This is a genomic window from Pseudonocardia endophytica, from assembly GCF_004339565.1.
In the GTDB taxonomy this organism is placed as follows: Bacteria; Actinomycetota; Actinomycetes; order Mycobacteriales; family Pseudonocardiaceae; genus Pseudonocardia; species Pseudonocardia endophytica.
On record NZ_SMFZ01000001.1, the window covers coordinates 3,800,444 to 3,818,700 of the forward strand.

The 18,257-nt window shown below is 73.5% G+C and carries 19 protein-coding genes; 8 read left to right on the forward strand and 11 right to left on the reverse strand.

What is annotated here, in order from left to right:
- Positions 1–433: 433 nt before the first annotated feature.
- Both EV378_RS17655 and EV378_RS17660 read right to left on the reverse strand, forming a co-directional pair.
- Positions 434–2,908 carry a DUF6049 family protein gene (locus EV378_RS17655; protein WP_132426785.1) on the reverse strand — a complete coding sequence of 825 codons (2,475 nt, stop codon included), beginning with the start codon at positions 2,906–2,908 and terminating at the stop codon, positions 434–436.
- Complete coding sequence (locus EV378_RS17660; RefSeq protein WP_132426787.1) at positions 2,905–3,411, reverse strand: NUDIX hydrolase; 507 nt, start codon at positions 3,409–3,411, stop codon at positions 2,905–2,907. The genes EV378_RS17655 and EV378_RS17660 overlap by 4 nt, the downstream gene beginning before the upstream one ends.
- Positions 3,412–3,592: 181 nt before the next feature.
- Between EV378_RS17660 and EV378_RS17665 the strand changes: the two genes are divergently transcribed.
- Positions 3,593–5,050 carry a CCA tRNA nucleotidyltransferase gene (locus EV378_RS17665; protein WP_279389653.1) on the forward strand — a complete coding sequence of 486 codons (1,458 nt, stop codon included), beginning with the start codon at positions 3,593–3,595 and terminating at the stop codon, positions 5,048–5,050.
- On the opposite strand, the gene EV378_RS17670 is transcribed toward EV378_RS17665, so the two are convergent.
- Positions 5,047–6,381, reverse strand: coding sequence for an MFS transporter (locus EV378_RS17670; protein ID WP_243653523.1), 1,335 nt, complete (start codon positions 6,379–6,381; stop codon positions 5,047–5,049). The two genes, EV378_RS17665 and EV378_RS17670, sit on opposite strands and share 4 nt — an antisense overlap.
- A 44-nt stretch (positions 6,382–6,425) precedes the next feature.
- On the opposite strand from EV378_RS17670, the gene EV378_RS17675 reads away from it, so the two are divergent.
- The 4 genes from EV378_RS17675 (at position 6,426) to EV378_RS17690 (ending at position 9,010) form a co-directional block, all read left to right on the forward strand.
- Positions 6,426–7,019, forward strand: coding sequence for a YqgE/AlgH family protein (locus EV378_RS17675; protein ID WP_132426789.1), 594 nt, complete (start codon positions 6,426–6,428; stop codon positions 7,017–7,019).
- A gap of 223 nt (positions 7,020–7,242) precedes the next feature.
- On the forward strand, positions 7,243–8,055 hold the full coding sequence (locus EV378_RS17680; RefSeq protein ID WP_132426791.1) for a MerR family transcriptional regulator: 813 nt from the start codon (positions 7,243–7,245) through the stop codon (positions 8,053–8,055).
- Positions 8,052–8,258: a hypothetical protein gene (locus EV378_RS17685; protein ID WP_132426793.1), complete on the forward strand. Its 207-nt coding sequence runs from the start codon at positions 8,052–8,054 to the stop codon at positions 8,256–8,258. The genes EV378_RS17680 and EV378_RS17685 overlap by 4 nt, the downstream gene beginning before the upstream one ends.
- 203 nt (positions 8,259–8,461) lie before the next feature.
- Entirely contained in the window at positions 8,462–9,010 is a 549-nt protein-coding gene (locus EV378_RS17690) for a DUF427 domain-containing protein (protein ID WP_132426795.1), read from the forward strand.
- Here EV378_RS17690 and EV378_RS17695 read toward each other — a convergent pair.
- Genes EV378_RS17695 through EV378_RS17705 form a run of 3 tightly spaced genes read right to left on the reverse strand, consistent with a single transcriptional unit; the run spans position 8,979 to position 10,597 of the window.
- Positions 8,979–9,449 carry an SdpI family protein gene (locus tag EV378_RS17695; protein WP_165922322.1) on the reverse strand — a complete coding sequence of 157 codons (471 nt, stop codon included), beginning with the start codon at positions 9,447–9,449 and terminating at the stop codon, positions 8,979–8,981. The two genes, EV378_RS17690 and EV378_RS17695, sit on opposite strands and share 32 nt — an antisense overlap.
- 30 nt (positions 9,450–9,479) lie before the next feature.
- Positions 9,480–9,953 carry a DinB family protein gene (locus tag EV378_RS17700; RefSeq protein ID WP_132426799.1) on the reverse strand — a complete coding sequence of 158 codons (474 nt, stop codon included), beginning with the start codon at positions 9,951–9,953 and terminating at the stop codon, positions 9,480–9,482.
- Positions 9,950–10,597, reverse strand: a complete 648-nt coding sequence (locus tag EV378_RS17705; protein WP_132426801.1) for a class I SAM-dependent methyltransferase — start codon at positions 10,595–10,597, stop codon at positions 9,950–9,952. The genes EV378_RS17700 and EV378_RS17705 overlap by 4 nt, the downstream gene beginning before the upstream one ends.
- Before the next feature lie 309 nt (positions 10,598–10,906).
- Between EV378_RS17705 and leuS the strand changes: the two genes are divergently transcribed.
- Positions 10,907–13,762 (forward strand): leucine--tRNA ligase, encoded by a 2,856-nt coding sequence (gene leuS, locus EV378_RS17710; protein ID WP_132426803.1) that lies wholly within the window; start codon positions 10,907–10,909, stop codon positions 13,760–13,762.
- A gap of 46 nt (positions 13,763–13,808) precedes the next feature.
- Positions 13,809–14,576, forward strand: coding sequence for a hypothetical protein (locus tag EV378_RS17715; RefSeq protein WP_132426805.1), 768 nt, complete (start codon positions 13,809–13,811; stop codon positions 14,574–14,576).
- Between the two features lie 15 nt (positions 14,577–14,591).
- Here the strand turns inward: EV378_RS17715 and EV378_RS17720 are convergent, their stop codons facing one another.
- Both EV378_RS17720 and EV378_RS17725 read right to left on the reverse strand, forming a co-directional pair.
- Complete coding sequence (locus EV378_RS17720) at positions 14,592–15,023, reverse strand: HEPN domain-containing protein (RefSeq protein WP_132426807.1); 432 nt, start codon at positions 15,021–15,023, stop codon at positions 14,592–14,594.
- 35 nt (positions 15,024–15,058) lie between these two features.
- Positions 15,059–15,814 carry a UPF0158 family protein gene (locus EV378_RS17725; protein ID WP_132426809.1) on the reverse strand — a complete coding sequence of 252 codons (756 nt, stop codon included), beginning with the start codon at positions 15,812–15,814 and terminating at the stop codon, positions 15,059–15,061.
- Positions 15,815–15,963: 149 nt separating this feature from the next.
- Between EV378_RS17725 and EV378_RS17730 the strand changes: the two genes are divergently transcribed.
- Positions 15,964–16,377 (forward strand): DUF805 domain-containing protein, encoded by a 414-nt coding sequence (locus EV378_RS17730; protein ID WP_243653524.1) that lies wholly within the window; start codon positions 15,964–15,966, stop codon positions 16,375–16,377.
- A gap of 45 nt (positions 16,378–16,422) precedes the next feature.
- Here EV378_RS17730 and EV378_RS17735 read toward each other — a convergent pair whose 3' ends face one another.
- Genes EV378_RS17735 through EV378_RS17745 form a run of 3 tightly spaced genes read right to left on the reverse strand, consistent with a single transcriptional unit; the run spans position 16,423 to position 18,186 of the window.
- Positions 16,423–16,884 (reverse strand): DUF1707 SHOCT-like domain-containing protein, encoded by a 462-nt coding sequence (locus EV378_RS17735; RefSeq protein WP_132426813.1) that lies wholly within the window; start codon positions 16,882–16,884, stop codon positions 16,423–16,425.
- A 42-nt stretch (positions 16,885–16,926) separates the two neighbouring features.
- Positions 16,927–17,634, reverse strand: a complete 708-nt coding sequence (locus EV378_RS17740; protein WP_132426815.1) for an SDR family oxidoreductase — start codon at positions 17,632–17,634, stop codon at positions 16,927–16,929.
- Between the two features lie 18 nt (positions 17,635–17,652).
- Positions 17,653–18,186: an NlpC/P60 family protein gene (locus tag EV378_RS17745; RefSeq protein WP_243653525.1), complete on the reverse strand. Its 534-nt coding sequence runs from the start codon at positions 18,184–18,186 to the stop codon at positions 17,653–17,655.
- Positions 18,187–18,257: the final 71 nt, after the last annotated feature.

Sequence of the window (18,257 nt, forward strand, 5' to 3'; positions counted from 1 at the left end):
CGGTAGGACGGGCCTGTGCGGGGACGCGCGGGATCGGACTCGGGGTCCGCCGCGTCTGCTCGGAGGCCGACGGCGCGGGCCCGGTCTCTCGGGCCGGCACGTCGGTCGATGCGTCCGGGCGTCCCACGGCAGGGCCCTCCGTTTCGTCGTCCGGGAGCTCGTCGGTCGGGTCGGTACCGGTGCGGGCGGCACGCTGTTCCGTGTGCCCGCTCAACGGCCTCGACCTCCCATGACGTCCGGAGCCCTGCCAACCGCCCAAGACTACTTCACCGCCACCCGTCCGGACGACCCGGTGAGACCGACCTGGTACCCGCTCGGCGGGGTGGGATCGGCCACGTCGCGCTCGCAACAGCCGTTGCTGTAGGCGCGCCGGTGAGGCGTTTGAGCGCGCCGACCGGCGCGGACGTGGCGGCGAGCGGGTGGACGGGCTCCCTCACGGTCGTCTCCGGGGCTGGTCGGGCTCGCCGGTGTGGGGCGGCGGTACCGGTCGGCGCACGGGCCCGGTTCGTCCGTCCGGGCGCGGCGCCACCGGCGCCTCGGCCGGACGGGGTGCGGCCGGACGGGCTCCCGCTGGCGCGCGGGGTGTCCCGGACACCCGTGTCGGGACGGTCGCGGAGTTCGGGTCGGTGCCGTCGCCCCCGCGCGGCGGTCCGCGGTCCGGAGGGTCCGGTGGAGGTCCGGACGACGACGGCGGGTCGCCGTCGGGGCGGATCCTCCGCAGGATCCGTCGTACGACGAGCACCAGGAAGACCGCGCCCGCGACCGCGGTCAGCCACACCGTGACCTCGCCGTACACGGTCGAGCGCACCCGCAGCCGGGTGTCCGGCCCGAGCACGGCCCCGGACGGCGTGCGCAGCCCGGCGTCGACGCTGAACTGGCCGGCGCGGGTGACCTTCGCGCTCACCCGGACCTGGATCCGTCCGAGCGGCGGCACGGCCTGCTCCGGGATCGGCGCGATCCGCAGGCCGGACGACGTGGACAGCACGACCCGGACGTTCATCGTCACGGGGAGCCCGTTCGCGACCGTGATCAGCAGCGGAGCGTCGCTGGTACCGAGCGAGTACGGGCTCGGTGGCTCGAGCACGCGCACCGTCCCGCGCAGGCGGTCGACGCGGTCGGCGACGATCGCCGCGTTGGAGTCCGCCGCGGCCGGGTCGCCGCGCCACGCGCCGGACACCGCCCGCAGCATGCCGAGCCGCAGCGAGCCGAACACGTCCTCCGGGCTGGCGCCGACACCGGTGCGTGCCTCCGCCGCGCCCTGCAGCTCGCCGATCGCGCGGATCTGGTCGGCCACCACGGCCACGGCGGAGGCGGGCACCTCGGCGCTGCCGGCCTGGACCGGGTAGTAGAGCCGTCCGGTCCCGGTCGTGGCGTCGCCGACCGGCGCCGTCGACGTGATGGCGGACAGGCCGGTCGGCGCGAGCCTGCCGTCGGCGATCAGCGAGGCGATCCCGGACAGCAGGCCGGCCGCGGCCGCGCCGTCGGCCGTCCACCGGTGCGGGGGCGCCACCACCACCGGACCGTCGCCGGGGCCCCGCGCGGTCCGGTAGGCGAGCGTGCCGAGGAGGTCCTGCGCGGACAGCGGTCCGTCGCCGCCCGCCACGACGTCGCCGGTGGCCGGGCGGTCGGTCCCGAGATCGGGTGCGCCGCCTGCGGCCTGGGTCAGCAGCGGGTCGGTCAGTACGGCGCGGACCGGCCCCCGCGGGCCGTTCACGGCGACCACCCCGGATGTGCGTGCGGTGTTCGTGCCGCCGACGCCCTCCGACGAGAGCAGCAGCGACGTCGTACCCGGCAGTGCTCCGAGCGTCGGGTCGTCGAGCACCCCGGAGGACGGCCAGACCGTGCCGCCCAGCACCGGGACGCCGAGATCGCGGGAGAGCGTGTCCCTCCCCTGCTCCACGGCCGTCCGCGCGAGATCGGCCTGCCCGCCCCTGACCAGCGACACCAGGTCGGCGTCGGACGTCGGGAGCGCCATCACGCAGCTCCCGCGCGCCGTCGCGGACAGTGCGTCGAGCCACTGGCCGGCGGCGTCCGCGCCGCGGCCCGGCACGAGCGGGCCGCCCGGTGCGGCGACCTGGTACCCGCCGCGCATCGCGGCGGCCGTCGCGACCAGCTCCGGGTCGACGGCGAGGCAGACGGAGGTGCGGACCGGACTGCCGGTCGGCGCCTGCTGGGTGAGCGCGTCCACCAGCCCGCGGAGGCGCCCGCCCGGCGCGAACGAGGTGGCGAGCTCGTCGTCGGTGAGCACGGGTTCCTCGCCGGGCACCGGCGGGATCCGCTTCGGCGCCTCGGTGATCGGGTAGAGCACGCTGAACGGCGAGGCGGCCTGCGGAGCGGCGGGCGGTGGAGCGCCGGGAAGGCCGGAGACCGGCAGAAGCGTCCTGGCCGACGCCAACCGGGACCGCTCGCCGCCGGCGGCACCGTTCACGTTGACCAGCAGCGGGTAGGTGCCCGGCTCGGTGAGCCCGAGCGTCGTCGCGGGGTCACCGGTGAACGGGACGGAGTAGCGGAACGGCACCGTGGCGCCCGGTGCGAGCGTGCCGAGGTCGGTGAACGCCGGGGTGACCGCATCCACCGCGGCCTCGCCCTCGAGTGCCGACCGCATCTCGGACTCGCTGCCCAGCGGCGCGCCGCGCTGGGTGCGGACGCCGACGTTGTCGACCGGGGTGGTGCCGGTGTTCGTGATCGACCCGGTGACCACGAGCTCCGCGGGCCCGGCTGCGGTGACCACCCGGGGGCTCATCGTGGACAGGTTGAGGCGGATCGGGGACGGCTGCGCCTGCTGCGGAGCGCGGGACGGGGTGTCCGCCGTCGGGGCCGGCGGGGCGGTCGGCGCGGCGAGCGCCGCCGCGTCGGTGCCCAGCAGGGCGAGCAGGACGATCGCGACCAGGGCCGCGACCTTCCTCACGCCGTCTCCTCCAGCAGCGTCGTGGCGTGCCGGATGAGCCGTCGCTCGTCGGCGTAGGCGAGCCGGCCCTCCAGCTCGTCCAGCGGCACCCAGGCGACCTCGGCCACCTCCACGTCGTCGTCGCTGAGCTCGCCGCCGAGGGCGCGCATCAGGAAGTGGTGGACGGTCTTGTGCACGCGTCGGTCCTCGGCGACGAACCAGAAGTCGATGGTGCCCAGCGGTGCCAGCACGCGGCCGATGATGCCGGTCTCCTCCTCGACCTCGCGCACCGCCGCCTGCTCCGCCGTCTCACCTGCCTCGATGTGGCCCTTGGGGAGCGACCACAGGAGCCGTCCGCGCCGGTCGAGACGGCCGATCAGAGCGGCCGCACCGCGGTTGCGGTCCACGACCAGACCACCCGCCGACGTCTCGTCGACCGTGCGCAGGCGCCGCCGCCGATCCGCGGACCGTCGTGCCCGTCCCGCGCCACGACCGGCGGAGGAGCGGCCGCGGGAGGTGGACATGTGGCGATGGTAACGAGAGCGGGGCCTGTCGACCGGCCAACGACGCGGTGGGCGCCACGACCGGGGAGCGATCGTCACACCCCTGCGCGGGAACACGTTCGAGGTGCCCCGCAGGTGATGCCTACACTGGCCCGTCGTGTCGTCGTCCCTCACGATCTCCGCTCGCGCCACGTCCGCGGCCGTGTCCTCCTCATCGAAGGACCGCTCGGCGAGCGACGAGCTGCACCGTGCCCAGGAGAACGCCGTGGTCGAGATGCTCGACGTGCCCGCCGTCGCCGACGAGCTGGCCGCCCGGTTCGCCGCGCGCGGCCACCTGCTCTACCTGGTCGGCGGCAGCGTGCGGGATGCGCTGCTGAAGCGCCCGTCCGGTGACCTCGACTTCACGACCGATGCCCGCCCGGAGGCGATCCTCGACATCGTGTCGGGATGGGCGGACGCGACCTGGGACACCGGCATCGCGTTCGGCACCGTCGGCGCCCGCCGCGGGGACCACATGCTGGAGATCACCACGTTCCGCGCGGACACCTACGACGGTGCCTCCCGCAACCCCGAGGTCCGCTTCGGCGACGACGTGCTCGGCGACCTGGTCCGGCGCGACTTCACGGTGAACGCGATGGCCGTGGAGCTGGCGGGCGACGAGCGGCGCTTCGTCGACCCGCACGGCGGGCTGGCCGCCCTGGCTCATGGCGTGCTGGACACCCCGGACGCTCCGGAGCGTTCGTTCTCCGACGATCCCCTCCGGATGCTGCGCGCCGCGCGGTTCGTCTCCCAGCTGGGCTTCACGCCGTCCGACCGGGTGGTCGCGGCGATGACGGCGATGGCGGGCGAGCTGGACCGGATCACCGCGGAGCGCGTGCAGGCCGAGTTCTCCAAGCTTGTGCTCGGCGAGCAGCCGCGGCGTGCGCTCGAGCTGATGGTCGAGACCGGCCTGGCCGAGAAGGTCGTCCCGGAGGTGCCCGCGATGCGCCTCGAGGTCGACGAGCACATGCAGCACAAGGACGTCTACACGCACTCGCTGGTGGTGCTCGAGCAGGCGATCGACCTCGAGTACGACGGACCGGACCTGGTGCTGCGGCTCGCCGCGCTGCTGCACGACATCGGCAAGCCGGCCACCCGCCGCAAGGAGCCGGACGGGCGGGTGAGCTTCCACCACCACGAGGTGGTCGGCGCGAAGATGACCCGCAAGCGGTTGCGTGCGCTGAAGTACCCGAAGTCGGTCATCGAGGACGTCAGCCAGCTCGTCTACCTGCACCTGCGCTTCCACGGCTACGGCAAGGGCGAGTGGACGGACTCGGCCGTGCGCCGCTACGTCACGGACGCCGGGAAGCTGCTGGACCGCCTGCACAAGCTGGTGCGCTCGGACTGCACGACGCGCAACCGTCGTCGCGCCGCCGCACTGCAGCGCAGCTACGACGGTCTCGAGAACCGGATCGCCGATCTCCGCAAGCAGGAGGAGCTGGACGCGATCCGGCCGGACCTGGACGGCAACCAGATCATGGAGCTGCTCGGTGTCGGGCCCGGCCCGGTCGTCGGCACGGCGTACAAGCACCTGCTGGCGCTGCGGATGGAGCAGGGACCGCTGGGGCCGGAGCGCGCCGAGGCGGAGCTCCGTGCCTGGGCCGCCGAGAACGGCGTCTAGACGTACGTCCTATACGAACGTATGAATCGTCCGTACGCGATGTGCGCTCCCAGCCCGGCCAGGTAGAGGACGCCGGCCACGGCCAGCAGTGCGGGCGAGTCCCCGTCCGGGGGCGCGGCGAACGCCGCCGCGGTCACGGCGAGGACGTAACAGACGTTGAACACGGCGTCGAACAGCGAGAAGATCCGCCCGCGGACGGCGTCGTCGGCACCGGCCTGCACGCCGGCGTCGGCGCAGAGCTTCACGACCTGGCCGCACACGCCGAGCGCGAACGCCGTCACCAGGACCACCGGCAGGACGAGCGCGGACGCCACCGTCAGCTGGGCGACCGCCGCGCCGCCGAGCGCGACCCGGACGGTCGTCGTGATGCCGAGGCGCGCCACGAGCCACGGGGTCAGCAGCGCGGCCGCGCCGAGCCCTGCCGCCGTGAGTAGGACGACCGCGCCGACGCCGAGCATGCCGCCGACGCCCGCGGTGAACACGGCGCGGAACAGCATGAGCATCAGCAGCGTGTTGATGCCGAACGCCAGCCGGTGGGCGACCAGACCGAGGAACGGCGCCGCCACGGCCGGCGTGGCCGCCGTCGCACGCGCCCCGGCGAGCAGGCCGCCCGCGACGTCGCGCAGCACCCCGATCCGGTCCCCGTGGTCCCTGTGGTCCCCGTCCGGACCGAGCCCGCGACGCGCGAACCCGAGTGCGAGCCCGGCCGCGACCACCGAGCCGAGGCAGCCGACGAGCGTGACGAGCGCCGACCCGGCGTCACCGGACCCGAACACGGCCCGCAGTCCGACCGCGCACACGGCGCCGAGCGCCGCGACGGCGGCGCCCGCCGTCACCGACGCCGTGTTCGCCGCGACCAGCCCGGCCCGGTCCGCGATGGTGTGCGGCAGCGCCGCGGACAGCCCGGAGAGCACGAACCGGTTCACCCCGGTCACGGCCAGTGCCAGCGCGAACAGTCCCGGCCCGCCCCATCCCGCGGCCAGCGCCCCGGCCACACCGGTGACGAGTACGGCGCGCAGCAGGCTCGCGCCGGCGAGCACCCGCCGTCGGTCCCAGCGGTCGAGCAGCGCGCCCGCGAACGGTCCGAGCAGCGAGTACGGCAGCAGCATCACGGCGAGCCCGGACGCGACGAGCAGCGGGTCGGCCTCGCGTTCCGGGTTGAACAGCACGGCGCCGCCGAGCGCGGCCTGGAACAGCCCGTCCGCCCACTGGGCCGACAGGCGCACCGCCAGAAGACGTCCGAACCTGCTGTCACGCAGCAGATGGAGCAAGGAGATTCCTCCACGGCCGAACCCGGTCGCCTGCTCCGGGCCGGTCGTCGAAATCCGCACGGGTGGTGAGCGTACTTCGCTCGCGCGGGTGCAACGATGGGAACGTGCGCGATCACCGGGCCGGACCAGGGGCCCCTCCTCCGGTGTCGCCGGGCAGCCTGCTGGTGGCCGCGCCCGGCCTGACGGACCCGAACTTCGCACGGACCGTCGTCTACGTCATCGAGCACCGCCCCCAGGGCAGCCTCGGGGTCGTGCTGAACCGGCCGGGGCCGGCCGAGGTGCAGGACGTGCTGCCGGCGTGGGCGAAGCTCGCCACCGAGCCGCGGTCGCTGTTCGTCGGCGGGCCGGTGGAGAGCGGCACCGCGCTGTGCCTGGCCGCGCTGCGCACGGGGCAGACGAACTCCGGCCTGAACGGCGTCATGTCGGTCCGGGAGCCGGTCCAGCTCGTCGACCTGGATTCCGATCCGGGCCCGCTCGCCCCGCGGTTGCGCGGCCTGCGGGTGTTCGCCGGCTACTCCGGCTGGGACGCCGGACAGCTGGCGGGTGAGATCTCGCGCGGGGACTGGTTCGTGGTCCCTGCCCTGCCGGACGACGTGCTGGCCGGGACGCACGACCAGCTCTGGGAGCGCGTGCTGCGCCGCCAGGGTGTGCCGCTGGCGCTGCTGGCGACGTATCCGCTCAATCCGGCGCACAACTAGTGCCGCATCGCGAAACGTTCGGCACCGATCTCGGAGGCCCAGGCGCCCGCAGGCGGCGTTGCCGCCCTTGCGAAGACGCCCGGTATGAGCTGCGGGCGGCGCCTTGCCTGCGAACGCCTGGATCCGCCGATTCCGGCACCAACGTTGCGCGACACGGCACTAGCGCACGCATCCGCCGGATCGGTCTTGAACCTGACGCCGCGTCATGGCCGATGCTCGAAGCATGACCGAACAGAGCCGCCGGTGGCGGGTCGGAGCGCTCGCGGCGTCGAGCGGGCTCAGCCAACGGACGCTGCGGTACTGGGACTCGATCGGGTTGCTCTCGCCATCGGCACGGACCGACGGCGGGCACCGCGAGTACGACTCCGACGACCTGCTCCGCCTGTACCGGATACTGGGGCTGCGCAGCCTGGGCCTGACGCTCGACAGCATCGCCACGTGTCTCGACGGCGGTGCCGACACCCGGCGGATCGTCTCCGACCAGCTGGCCGACGTCGACCGCCGCCTCACCGACCTGAGCACCCTGCGCGACCGGCTGGTCCAGGTCGAACGGAGCCTGGACGAGCAGTCCGCCGTGACGGCGGACGTGCTGCTCGCCGCGGTGCGCGCCCAGCACGGCCCGGACGGCTCGGTGCTGGGCGAGCACCTCGACCCCGACCAGATCGACGCCGTCGGCGCCGCTGTCCGGGCAGCGGGTCCTGCCGCGCACTACATGCTCGAGATCGAGTGGCCGCAGCTGTACCGGCGGGCCGACGCGTTGCTGACCGCAGGTGCACGGCCGGACGACCCGGCCGTGCGGCGGCTGGTCGGACGCCTCGACGAGCTCGGGGCCCGGTTCTCGGGGGGTGACCCGGACGTCGGCCGTCGGATCGGCGACGCCTACCGCGAGGATCCGGCCGCGATCTCCGGCGTGTCCGATCCACCGGCGGACCGGTGGCGCGCGGTCGCGGACTTCATCGAGCTCGCACGCACGGCCGGCGCGGCACGGACGCGTGGGGCCGGATCGACACCGCAGGCCGAGGGAGGACGGCCGTGACCGGGCGGCGCCGGGTTGCCGTCTCGGCCGCGCTCGGCATGGGAGTTCTGGCCGCGGTCGCCGTTCTCGTCCTGGCCGCTGCCGGCTCCCTGGATGCCGGGACCGGTGTCGGGCTCCTGGTCGCCGTCGTCGGGTACGGGGCACTCGTGTGGTGGCGCCTGCGACGTCCGGCAGGCGTGCGCCCTCCCCCGGATCGGCGCTAGTGTCGTGTCGCGCAACGTTGGTGCCGGAATCGGCGGATCCAGGCGTTCGCAGGCAAGGCGCCGCCCGCAGCTCATACCGGGCGTCTTCGCAAGGGCGGCAACGCCGCCTGCGGGCGCCTGGGCCTCCGAGATCGGTGCCGAACGTTTCGCGATGCGGCGCTAGCGTCGAGGTGGACGATCACCGGGACGGGCAGGTCATACTCATGTTCGATCGACGTCCGAGCCCCGAGCGGCCGGGCCCGGGTCAGGAGTCGGTGTGGGACTACCCGCGTCCCCCGCGCGCGGAGCGGATGCACCGCCGCGCCGTGCTGCGGCACGCGGGCGCCGTCGTCGCCGAGTCCGACGACCTGGTGCGCGTCCTGGAGACCAGCCATCCCCCGACGTACTACGTCCCGCGGACCGCGTTCACCGACGGCATGCTGGTGCCGGTCGAGCCCGGGGGACGGTCGTCGGCGAAGCCGACGGGGTGGGGACGACACAGCACGTTCTGCGAGTGGAAGGGCGTCGCGAGCTACGTCGACGTGACCGTGCCCGGCGCGGAGCCGCTCCGTGCGGTCGGCTGGTGGTACCCGGAACCGGACCGGCGCTACCCGGAGCTGACCGACCGGGTCGCCGTCTACGTCGCGCCGTTCGACGAGATCACGCTGGACGGCGAGGTCGTCCGCCCGCAGCCGGGCGGGTTCTACGGCGGCTGGGTCACCGACGAGGTCGTCGGCCCGTTCAAGGGCGGCCCGGGCTCGATGGGCTGGTGACGGTCCCCTCGTCCACGGTCCGACCGGGACCGCAGCCGGCGACCAGGTCGCACCCGGCGCACGTCCCGCCGCACGTCGGAGCCGGTTCCGGCTGCACCGCTGCGGCAGCGCGATCGCCGACCACGCCGCCGACGCCGGCCAGCAGCACCGTCCCGATCACCGAGACGGCGACGAACACCCAGGCCAGGACCGATCCCGGGGTGGCGGCCAGCGCGACGCCGCCGACCAGCGCGATCACGCCGGCCGCGCCCGCCGGCGGCGCCGCGACCCGGTTCGCCGCGGCGAACGCCGCACCGCTGCGCAGGCTCGCCCGGGTCCGGACGCCGGCGAAGCGGTTGCGCGGAAGCCGTGAGGTCGCCCCCAGCGTGGCGACCACGACCAGCACGAGTCCGGCCAGCACGAGGACACCGGCCAGCACGAGACGCAGGGTTGTGGGCACATCACCAGGGTAGATACCTCCCCGGGCGGCTCAGCGTCCGGTGGCGCCGTCGATCTGCTCGCGCAGGATGTCCATGTGCCCGGCGTGCCGTCCGGTCTCCTCGATCATGTGCGCCAGCACCCACCGCATCGCCGGTGCGCCACCGCGACGGGGCCACCGTGGCGCGGGTGCGGCGAGGTCGGTGCACTCCGCGATCACGGCGTCCGCCTCGGCGACGGCGGCCCGGTAGGCGGCGATCGCGTCCTCGGCGGACACCGACGAGGGCGCCCGGAACGTTCCGGGCCAGCTCCGCGGCTGCTCGCCGAGGAAGTAGAACCGTTCGACGGCGGTCAGGTGCGTGACGAGCCCGAGCAGGTTCGTGCCGGACGGGACGCCCGCCGCCCGGACGTCCCGCTCCGGCACGCCGGCCGCCTTGGTCGCGACGGCATCGCGCAGGTGGTCGAGGAACCCGAGCAGGACGGACTTCTCGTCGTTCTCCGTGGCCGGCGGCGTGCGGTCGGTCATGAGCGGCGGATCAGCAGGACGCCGTCGGTCACGGTCGCCGTCGTCCCATCCGGGCCGGTGGCCTCGCGCCGAGGTCGGTCCGCCCGGACCGTCGTCCACTCCGCCGGGTCGAGCGCGAGCGCGTCGGCGATCTCCTGCGGCGTCGGGAACCGGTGGCCATCGTCGACCGACATCCACGGCGCGACGTCGTTGTGGTCGACGACGAGCAGGTGCCCGCCGGGACGCAGCGCACGGGCTGCCGTGCGGAGGACCGAGACCCGGTCGAGCTCGAACGGCGTGTGCAAGTAGAACGCCGAGACCAGGTCGAACTCGCCCGTCGGGAACGTCTCGGCCAGGTCGTGGCGCTCGGTGCGGACGCGGTCGCCGAACCCGCGCTCCGCGGCACGCTCGGCCAGCCGCGTCGTCGCCGCCGAGGAGATGTCGACGGCCGTGACGTGCCATCCGTGCCCGGCGAACCAGAGCGTGTCCCCGCCGGGGCCGCACGCCAGGTCCAGGACGGCGCCCGGCCCGAGGTCTGCGACCAGCTCCGGGAGCCGGGCGTTCGGGCGGTCGCCTCCGTGCCCGCCGCCGTCGCGGTAGCGCTCCTCCCAGAACTCGTTCGCGTCCGTGTGGCCGCCGGTGGGGTCGTGGGCGGTGTCGGTCATGCCCTGTCCTCTCGTGCTCGCAGTGTCGGCCGCGACTCTGCACGCGCCGGAACGGATGCGCATGGATCCTTGCCGGACCGGCAACCCGCCGGAACCCGATCGAGGTGGACCGGGTACGCGGGCTACCCTGGTCACATGTGCACGGCCCGCCGGACGTTCCGACTTCCCGGCGCCGCGTCGACCTGAGCCCCAGACCGGCTCGGTGACGCGGCGACGACCCCTCCTGCCCCGGTGGCGGAGGGGTCGCCTGTGTTCCGGCCCGGTCGACGTGCGGGCCGTCACGAGAGAACCACCGAGGTGAAGCGGAAGATGAGCACCGACACCAGCGCGACCGGCCGGACGGCTCCGGCCGACCAGCCGCCCTACCGCTACGACGCCGCGATGGCCGCCCGGATCGAGGGCGAGTGGCAGGACGTCTGGGAGCGCGAGGGCACGTTCCACGCGCCCAACCCGGGCGAGCCCGGCTCGGAGAAGCCGAAGTTCTACCTGATGGACATGTTCCCGTACCCGTCCGGATCGGGACTGCACGTCGGGCACCCGCTGGGCTTCATCGGCACCGACGTGCTGGGCCGTTACCTGCGCATGACCGGGCACAACGTGCTGCACCCGATGGGCTTCGACGCGTTCGGCCTGCCCGCCGAGCAGTACGCGGTGCAGACCGGAACCCACCCGCGCGCGACGACCGAGGCGAACATCGAGCGCTACCGCGCCCAGCTGCGCCAGCTGGGCCTGGCGCACGACAAGCGCCGCTCGGTCGCGACCACGGACATCCCGTTCTACCGGTGGACCCAGTGGATCTTCCGCGAGATCTTCGAGTCCTGGTACGACACCGACGCCGGTCGCGCCCGCCCGATCGCGGAGCTACGTGCCGGGTTCGAGTCCGGTGAGCGTCCGACTCCGGACGGACGTCCGTACACGGAGCTGGACGAGACCGAGCGCCGCGCACTGATCGACTCGTACCGGCTGGCCTACATCTCCGAGGCGCCGGTGAACTGGTGCCCCGGGCTGGGCACGGTGCTGGCGAACGAGGAGGTCACGGCGGACGGCCGCTCCGAGCGCGGCAACTATCCGGTGTTCCGCCGGAACCTGAAGCAGTGGATGATGCGGATCACCGCGTACGCCGACCGGCTGGCCGACGACCTGGACCGGGTCGACTGGCCGGACTCGGTCAAGGCGATGCAGCGCAACTGGATCGGTCGTTCCGAGGGCGCGCGGGTGCGGTTCGCCGTCGCGGGTACCGACCCGATCGAGGTGTTCACCACCCGTCCGGACACGCTGTTCGGCGCGACCTACATGGTGCTGGCGCCGGAGCACCCGCTGGTCGATTCGCTGACACCCGGTGTCTGGCCCGACGGCACCGACGAGCGGTGGACCGGCGGCGCCCGTACGCCGGCCGAGGCCGTCGACGCCTACCGCGCCGAGGCCGGCCGCAAGTCCGAACTGGACCGCCAGGAGAACCGCGACAAGACCGGCGTGTTCACCGGCGCGTTCGCCACGAACCCGGTGAACGGCCAGGACATCCCGGTGTTCGTCGCCGACTACGTGCTGATGGGCTACGGCACCGGCGCGATCATGGCGGTGCCCGGACAGGACCAGCGCGACTGGGACTTCGCTCTCGCGTTCGGCCTGCCGATCGTGCGGACCGTCCAGCCGTCCGAGGGCTTCGACGGCGAGGCGTACGTCGGCGACGGGCCGGCGATCAACTCGTCGAACCCGGAGATCAGCCTGGACGGCCTGGGTGTCGCGGACGCGAAGCGGGCGATCATCGACTGGCTGTCCGCACGGGGCGACGGCGAGGGCGTCGTCGTCTACAAGCTGCGGGACTGGCTGTTCTCCCGGCAGCGCTACTGGGGCGAGCCGTTCCCGATCGTCTGGGACGAGCACGGTCCGATCGCACTGCCCGAGGACCAGCTGCCCGTCGTGCTGCCGGACGTGGACGACTACGCGCCCCGTGCCTACGACCCGGCGGACGCGGACACCGAGCCGGAGCCGCCGCTGGGGCGGGCGACGGAGTGGGTGACCGTCGAGCTGGACCTGGGTGACGGCCCGAAGACCTACCGGCGCGAGACGAACACGATGCCGCAGTGGGCCGGCTCGTGCTGGTACTACCTGCGCTACCTGGACCCGGACAACGACGAGCGGTTCGTCTCGACGGAGGCCGAGCAGTACTGGCTGGGCCCCGACCAGACGAAGGCGCAGCCAGGCACCAGCGATCCCGGCGGTGTCGACCTGTACGTCGGCGGCGTCGAGCACGCCGTCCTGCACCTGCTGTACTCCCGGTTCTGGCACAAGGTGCTGTTCGACCTGGGCCACGTGACCAGCGAGGAGCCGTTCCGGAAGCTGTTCAACCAGGGCTACATCCAGGCCTGGGCCTACACCGATGCGCGCGGGCTGTACGTGCCCGCCGAGGAGGTCGTGGAGAGCGCCGACGGCGGTTTCACGTGGAACGGCCAGCCCGTGCACCAGGAGTACGGGAAGATGGGCAAGTCGCTGAAGAACGTCGTGACGCCGGACGAGATGTGTGACCGCTACGGCGCGGACACGTTCCGGCTGTACGAGATGTACACCGGACCGATGGAGGCGTCGCGGCCCTGGTCGACCCGGGACGTCGTCGGACCCCAGCGGTTCCTGCAACGGGTGTGGCGCAACCTGGTCGACGAATGGTCCGGCGAGCCGACGGTCACCGACGACGCCCCGGACGAGGACACGCTGCGCGCGCTGAACAAGGCGATCGCCGGCGTCCGGGCCGACTACCCGGCGCTGCACTACAACACGGCCGCCGCGAAGCTGATCGAGCTGAACAACCACCTGACCAAGCGCGGCGCCGCGGTGCCGCGGTCGGTGGCCGAGCCGCTGGTGCTGATGATGTCCCCGCTGACGCCGCACCTGTCCGAGGAGCTGTGGCGCAAGCTGGGCCACGACTCCTCGCTGGCCTACGAGCCGTTCCCGGTGGCCGACGAGCGGTACCTGACCGCGGACACCGTCGAGTACCCGATCCAGCTGAACGGCAAGGTCCGGTCCCGGGTGACGGTGCCCGCCGACGCCGGGCAGGACGACGTGAGGGCCGCGGCGCTGGCCGACGAGAAGATCGCCGCGGCGCTGGAGGGTGCGGAGCCGAAGAAGGTCATCGTCGTGCCAGGGCGATTGGTGAACGTCGTCCGGTAGGGAACGCCGGGCGCCTCCCGGCCGTTGACGGGTCAGGAGGTACGAGATGGCCGGGACCCTGCTGACCCTGCTCGTGATCGTGGCGATCGTCGCCGGCGCCGTGTGGCTGATGCGTCGGCACAACGCGGAGAAGGCGAACGAGCTCGAGGACGCGAAGGCCGACGCGCGCCGCTGGGTGGAGCGCCTCGGCGGCCAGGTGCTGGCCCTGACCGGCACCGACGAGCCGTCGAAACAGGCGATCGCGGACGCGGCGGAGCGCTACAACGCGGCCGGTTCCCAGATGGAGCAGGCGCGCACGGTCGCGCAGGCCCGCGGCGTGACCGAGACGGCGTACGAGGGCCTCTACTACGTGCGCGCCGCGCGGACCGCGATGGGACTCGACCCCGGCCCGGAGCTGCCACCGCTGCCCGGCCAGGCCCGCGCGGGCGAGGTCACCGAGGACCGTGAGGTCGAGGTCGAGGGCCGTTCGTACGGCGCATCGCCGGTGCCGTCGGACCGGAACAACCACTACTACCCCGGCGGTACGGTCGCCGGCCGCCCGGTCCCGCGCGGCTGGTACTCCGAGCCGTGGTGGAAGCCCGCGCTCGTGGCCGGTGCATGGGGCATCGGGTCGGCGCTGCTGTTCTCGTCGCTGTTCAGCGGCATGTCCGGCGTCGGTGACGCCGCCTACGCCGACGGGTTCTCCGACGGCATGGCGGCCGACGGCATGGGCGGCGACATGGGCGGCGACATGGGCGGCGACATGGGCGGCGGTGACTGGGGCGGCTTCGGCGGCGACAACGACTGGGGCGGCGGTTTCGGCGACCTGTTCTGACCCGCGCCGCCGGGCTCAGTGGACGTTGCGACGGCGGCGGGGTTTCGACGGCATCCGGGTCGCCCCGTTGCCGGCCTCCGGCGGGCTGGACAACGACGGCTCGGCGAGCCAGTCCACCACCGCGTCGACGACGTAGGCCGCATCCCGCAGCGCGGCCGTGGCCTCGGCGGGCGGGGTCTCGACGTAGGTCCGGTCGGCCAGCCAGAACCGGTTGAACAGCGAGCGCAGCCGGTGACCGGCCCGCGGGTCGAGGCTGCGCTCGCGGACGACGCGCCGGACGAACGCGGACACCACGTCGGAGTGCTGCGCGCGGGTCTCGCCGAGCACCAGGAGCGCGGTCTCCGCCGCGAAGAACGCCGCGTGGAACGAGCGGGACACGGACGCCTTCGCGAAGCCGTGGTCGGCCAGCAGTTCGGCCGCGGCCAGCTCGGAGCGGGCCCTGGCCATCCCCGGGCGGTGTCCTGCGAATCCGTGGGCAGGGGTCACCGCAGCCGCACCGCCTCGGCGCGGGCCCGGATGACGGCGGGGTCGAAGGGCCGGGACATCTCCGACTGACCGATCGGAAGCACCGTGATCGTGATGCCGGAGCGCTCGGTGTGCAGCCACAGCAGGTCGTCCAGCTGGCGCAGCTCCTCCCACGGCAGTACGGCGGCACCGCGGTCGTCGAGCACGACGAGCAGGTCCAGGTCCGACTCCACCGAGCCTTCCCCGCTGGCCCACGACCCGAACAGCAGTACCTGGCGCAGCCGGTCCCCGTAGAGGGCGGCGAGGTCGTCGGCCACGGAGGCGGGCACGTCCTCGTTCGTCGGGGCCGGGTCGGGGTAGCGGGCGGCCTCGCGCTCCGCGGCCTCTGCGGTGATCAGGCCGTTGTCCACCAGCCAGTCCAGCGCGCGACGGCGCGAGCGCGCGTCGCGGAAGCGGTACCACTGGTCGCGGACCTCGGGGAACTCGAACAGCGCGTTCTTGAACCGGCGGAACGCGCCGCGGCCGTCGATCGCGCGGTCCAGCAGCTCCGCGGCGCGCCGGTGCTGGACGGCGGCGGTGAAGTCGGACATGTCCCGGTAGCCGTCGCGGGTGGTCGTGGAGTCGATGGCGATCCAGCCGTCGGCCGGCTGGTCACCGTGCGAGAACGAGCCGACCTCGCCCCGCTTCGGGTCGATGAACCAGCGGATCCCCGGCGTCCGGTCGTCCAGGGCGTGGGCCAGGGCGCCGAGATCGACCTGCCCCGGATCCAGCATGGGGCGATGTTATGCCGCGGGCCCCTCGTCGCGGAAACGGTGATCGATCTGTTTGTGCCGTAACGGCACCCGCCGCAGCAGCGAGTGAGATCGCATCCGCATGGGGCGGATACCCCGACGAGACCTGTGAGGCCCCGATGCAGTGGTACATGAAGGTGCTCCGCCAGTACGCGGACTTCACCGGGCGCGCCCGCCGTACCGAGTTCTGGATGTTCGTGCTGTTCAACGCGATCGCCATCATCATCCTGACGATCCTGGACAACCTGCTCGGCCTGTCCAGCAGCTCGATGGGCGGCGGCTCGATCGTCGTGACGTCCGGCGTCCTGACCGGGATCTACCAGCTGGCCGTGCTCGTCCCGTCGCTCGCCGTCGGCGCGCGGCGGCTGCACGACACCGGCAAGTCCGGCTGGTGGCAGCTGCTCGCCCTGATCCCGATCGTCGGCGCGATCATCCTGATCGTGTTCTGGGCGACCGACGGTCACCCGGCGCCGAACCAGTACGGCGTCAACCCGAAGCAGGACGCGGCCATGCCGTACCAGCCGGGACAGCCCTACGTCGCCTGAGTGGCCGTGGTGCCCCGCGGCCCGGTGACGGGCCGCGGGGGCGCCTCACTCCTCGATCGCGTCCCTCTTCGTGCCCTTGTCCCGGCTCCCGTCGAACGTCGAGGTCAGCAACACGAGACCCCAGATGCCGATCGGGAACATCGGCCAGAAGAAGATGAGATCACCGGCCGCCAGGCAGATGATCGCCCATATCCCGGTGAGCAGCACCGACGTGCCGGCCCATGACCGCCACTGTTTGATGTGGTCGGCCCTGGCCTCCTTCTTCTCCACGGCCTCCCGTTCCTGGCGGGCGGCCGGGAGCTCCGTCCGGTGAACGCTCGGCAGGTCATGGGTGAGCGTGTCCAGATCCGCGCGGGTGACCGCGGAGTAGGCCCGCTGCAACCGGTCGTCGTACTCGACGAGCGACAGACGCCCCTCCTGCTGGGCCAGCTTCAGCCGCTCCACCGTGTCGGAGCGTTCCGCGTCCGACACCCGGATCGACGGATTCCGATCGACCTCGTCCCCCATGGGATCGAGGTTAGCGTTCCGTCCACGTCCGCGGGGCGGCGTTCAGCCCCGTGGACGCAGGACCACCTCGGTCATGTGGGCGTCCCGGCTCGCCGTGAGAGCGGCCAGCACGGCGGCGGCCACCGACTCCGGGCGCAGGAACCGCGACCCGTCGTAGACACCACCCTCGTGCTCGACCACGCCACGCTGCATCTCGGTGTCCACCCGGCCCGGGTGCACGGACGTCACCCGCACGCCGTGGCGGGTCTCCTCCTCGCGCAGCGCGTCGCCGAACGCGCGCAGCGCGAACTTGCTGGCCGCGTACGACGCCCACCCCGGCCGGGCCGTGAAGCCCGCGCCGGAGTTGAGGAGCACGACGTCGCTCTCCCCCGCCGCGCGCAGCGCCGGGAGGAGTAGCCGGGTCAGCTCTGCCACGGCGACGACGTTCACGTCGAACTGCTCCCGCCACACCGACGCCGGGGTCTCGGCCACGGTGCCGAGCATCCCGACGCCCGCGGAGTGCACGAGCACGTCCAGGCGGTCGATGCCGTCCACGGCGGTCGCGACGGCGTCCGGGTCGGTCAGCTCGACCGGCCACGGACGCACCTCGCCGGGCCCGGTCGCGACCTCATCGGCCACCGCCTTCAGCCGTTCGGTGTCCCGCCCGCCCAGGAGCAGGTCGTAGCGCGGCGCCAGCAGGCGTGCGACGGCGGCGCCGATGCCTTGCGAGGCACCGGTGACGAGGGCGAGCGGCCGGCGTTCGGAGATCACCGGGTGACCCTACGGCGGTCAGACCCGCCGGGCCGAGTTGAACGGCATCGCGTCCATCGAGGAGGTCTTGACCGGGCTTCCGCTGGTGCTGGCGTGCACGACCTGACCGTTGCCGACGTAGATCCCGACGTGGCTCACCGGGCGGTAGAACGTCACGATGTCGCCCGGCGCCAGTGCGCTCTTCGACACCGGCGTGCCGGCCGACGCCATCGCCCGACTGGTGCGCGGCAGCGAGATGCCCTCCTGCTCGAACGCCCACTTCACGAGTCCGGAGCAGTCGAACGCCGACGGCCCCGATGCGCCCCAGCGGTACGGCGCGCCGATCTTGCCGAGCGCGTTCTGCAGCGCCGACGACCGGGCCGCAGCGGCCGGGGCGGCCGGAGCCGTGGGGACGGTGTGCGCGGCCGGGACGACCGGAGCGGCGACGACCGGGGCGGCCGGAGCAGCGGGGGCGGACGCCACGGCGGGGAGCACGGAGAGGCCTGCGGTCGCGGCGAGCGCGGACGCCACGACGGCCGTCCGGATCGCGGTGGTGGTCAGGCGGTGGGACACGGGAGTTCCTCGGGGGTCGCGCCACCTCCGGCGTCGCGCGGTGGCGCGAGGGGAGTGCCGGTGGTGGCGGT

Coding starts and splice junctions, on each gene's coding strand:
- EV378_RS17660 (WP_132426787.1), bottom strand. CDS start 3,411: ATGTCCACCTCCCGCGGCCGCTCCTCCGCCGGTCGTGGCGCGGGACGG.
- EV378_RS17680 (WP_132426791.1), top strand. CDS start 7,243: ATGACCGAACAGAGCCGCCGGTGGCGGGTCGGAGCGCTCGCGGCGTCG.
- EV378_RS17690 (WP_132426795.1), top strand. CDS start 8,462: ATGTTCGATCGACGTCCGAGCCCCGAGCGGCCGGGCCCGGGTCAGGAG.
- EV378_RS17700 (WP_132426799.1), bottom strand. CDS start 9,953: ATGACCGACCGCACGCCGCCGGCCACGGAGAACGACGAGAAGTCCGTC.
- EV378_RS17705 (WP_132426801.1), bottom strand. CDS start 10,597: ATGACCGACACCGCCCACGACCCCACCGGCGGCCACACGGACGCGAAC.
- leuS (WP_132426803.1), top strand. CDS start 10,907: ATGAGCACCGACACCAGCGCGACCGGCCGGACGGCTCCGGCCGACCAG.
- EV378_RS17715 (WP_132426805.1), top strand. CDS start 13,809: ATGGCCGGGACCCTGCTGACCCTGCTCGTGATCGTGGCGATCGTCGCC.
- EV378_RS17720 (WP_132426807.1), bottom strand. CDS start 15,023: ATGGCCAGGGCCCGCTCCGAGCTGGCCGCGGCCGAACTGCTGGCCGAC.
- EV378_RS17725 (WP_132426809.1), bottom strand. CDS start 15,814: ATGCTGGATCCGGGGCAGGTCGATCTCGGCGCCCTGGCCCACGCCCTG.
- EV378_RS17730 (WP_243653524.1), top strand. CDS start 15,964: ATGAAGGTGCTCCGCCAGTACGCGGACTTCACCGGGCGCGCCCGCCGT.
- EV378_RS17735 (WP_132426813.1), bottom strand. CDS start 16,884: ATGGGGGACGAGGTCGATCGGAATCCGTCGATCCGGGTGTCGGACGCG.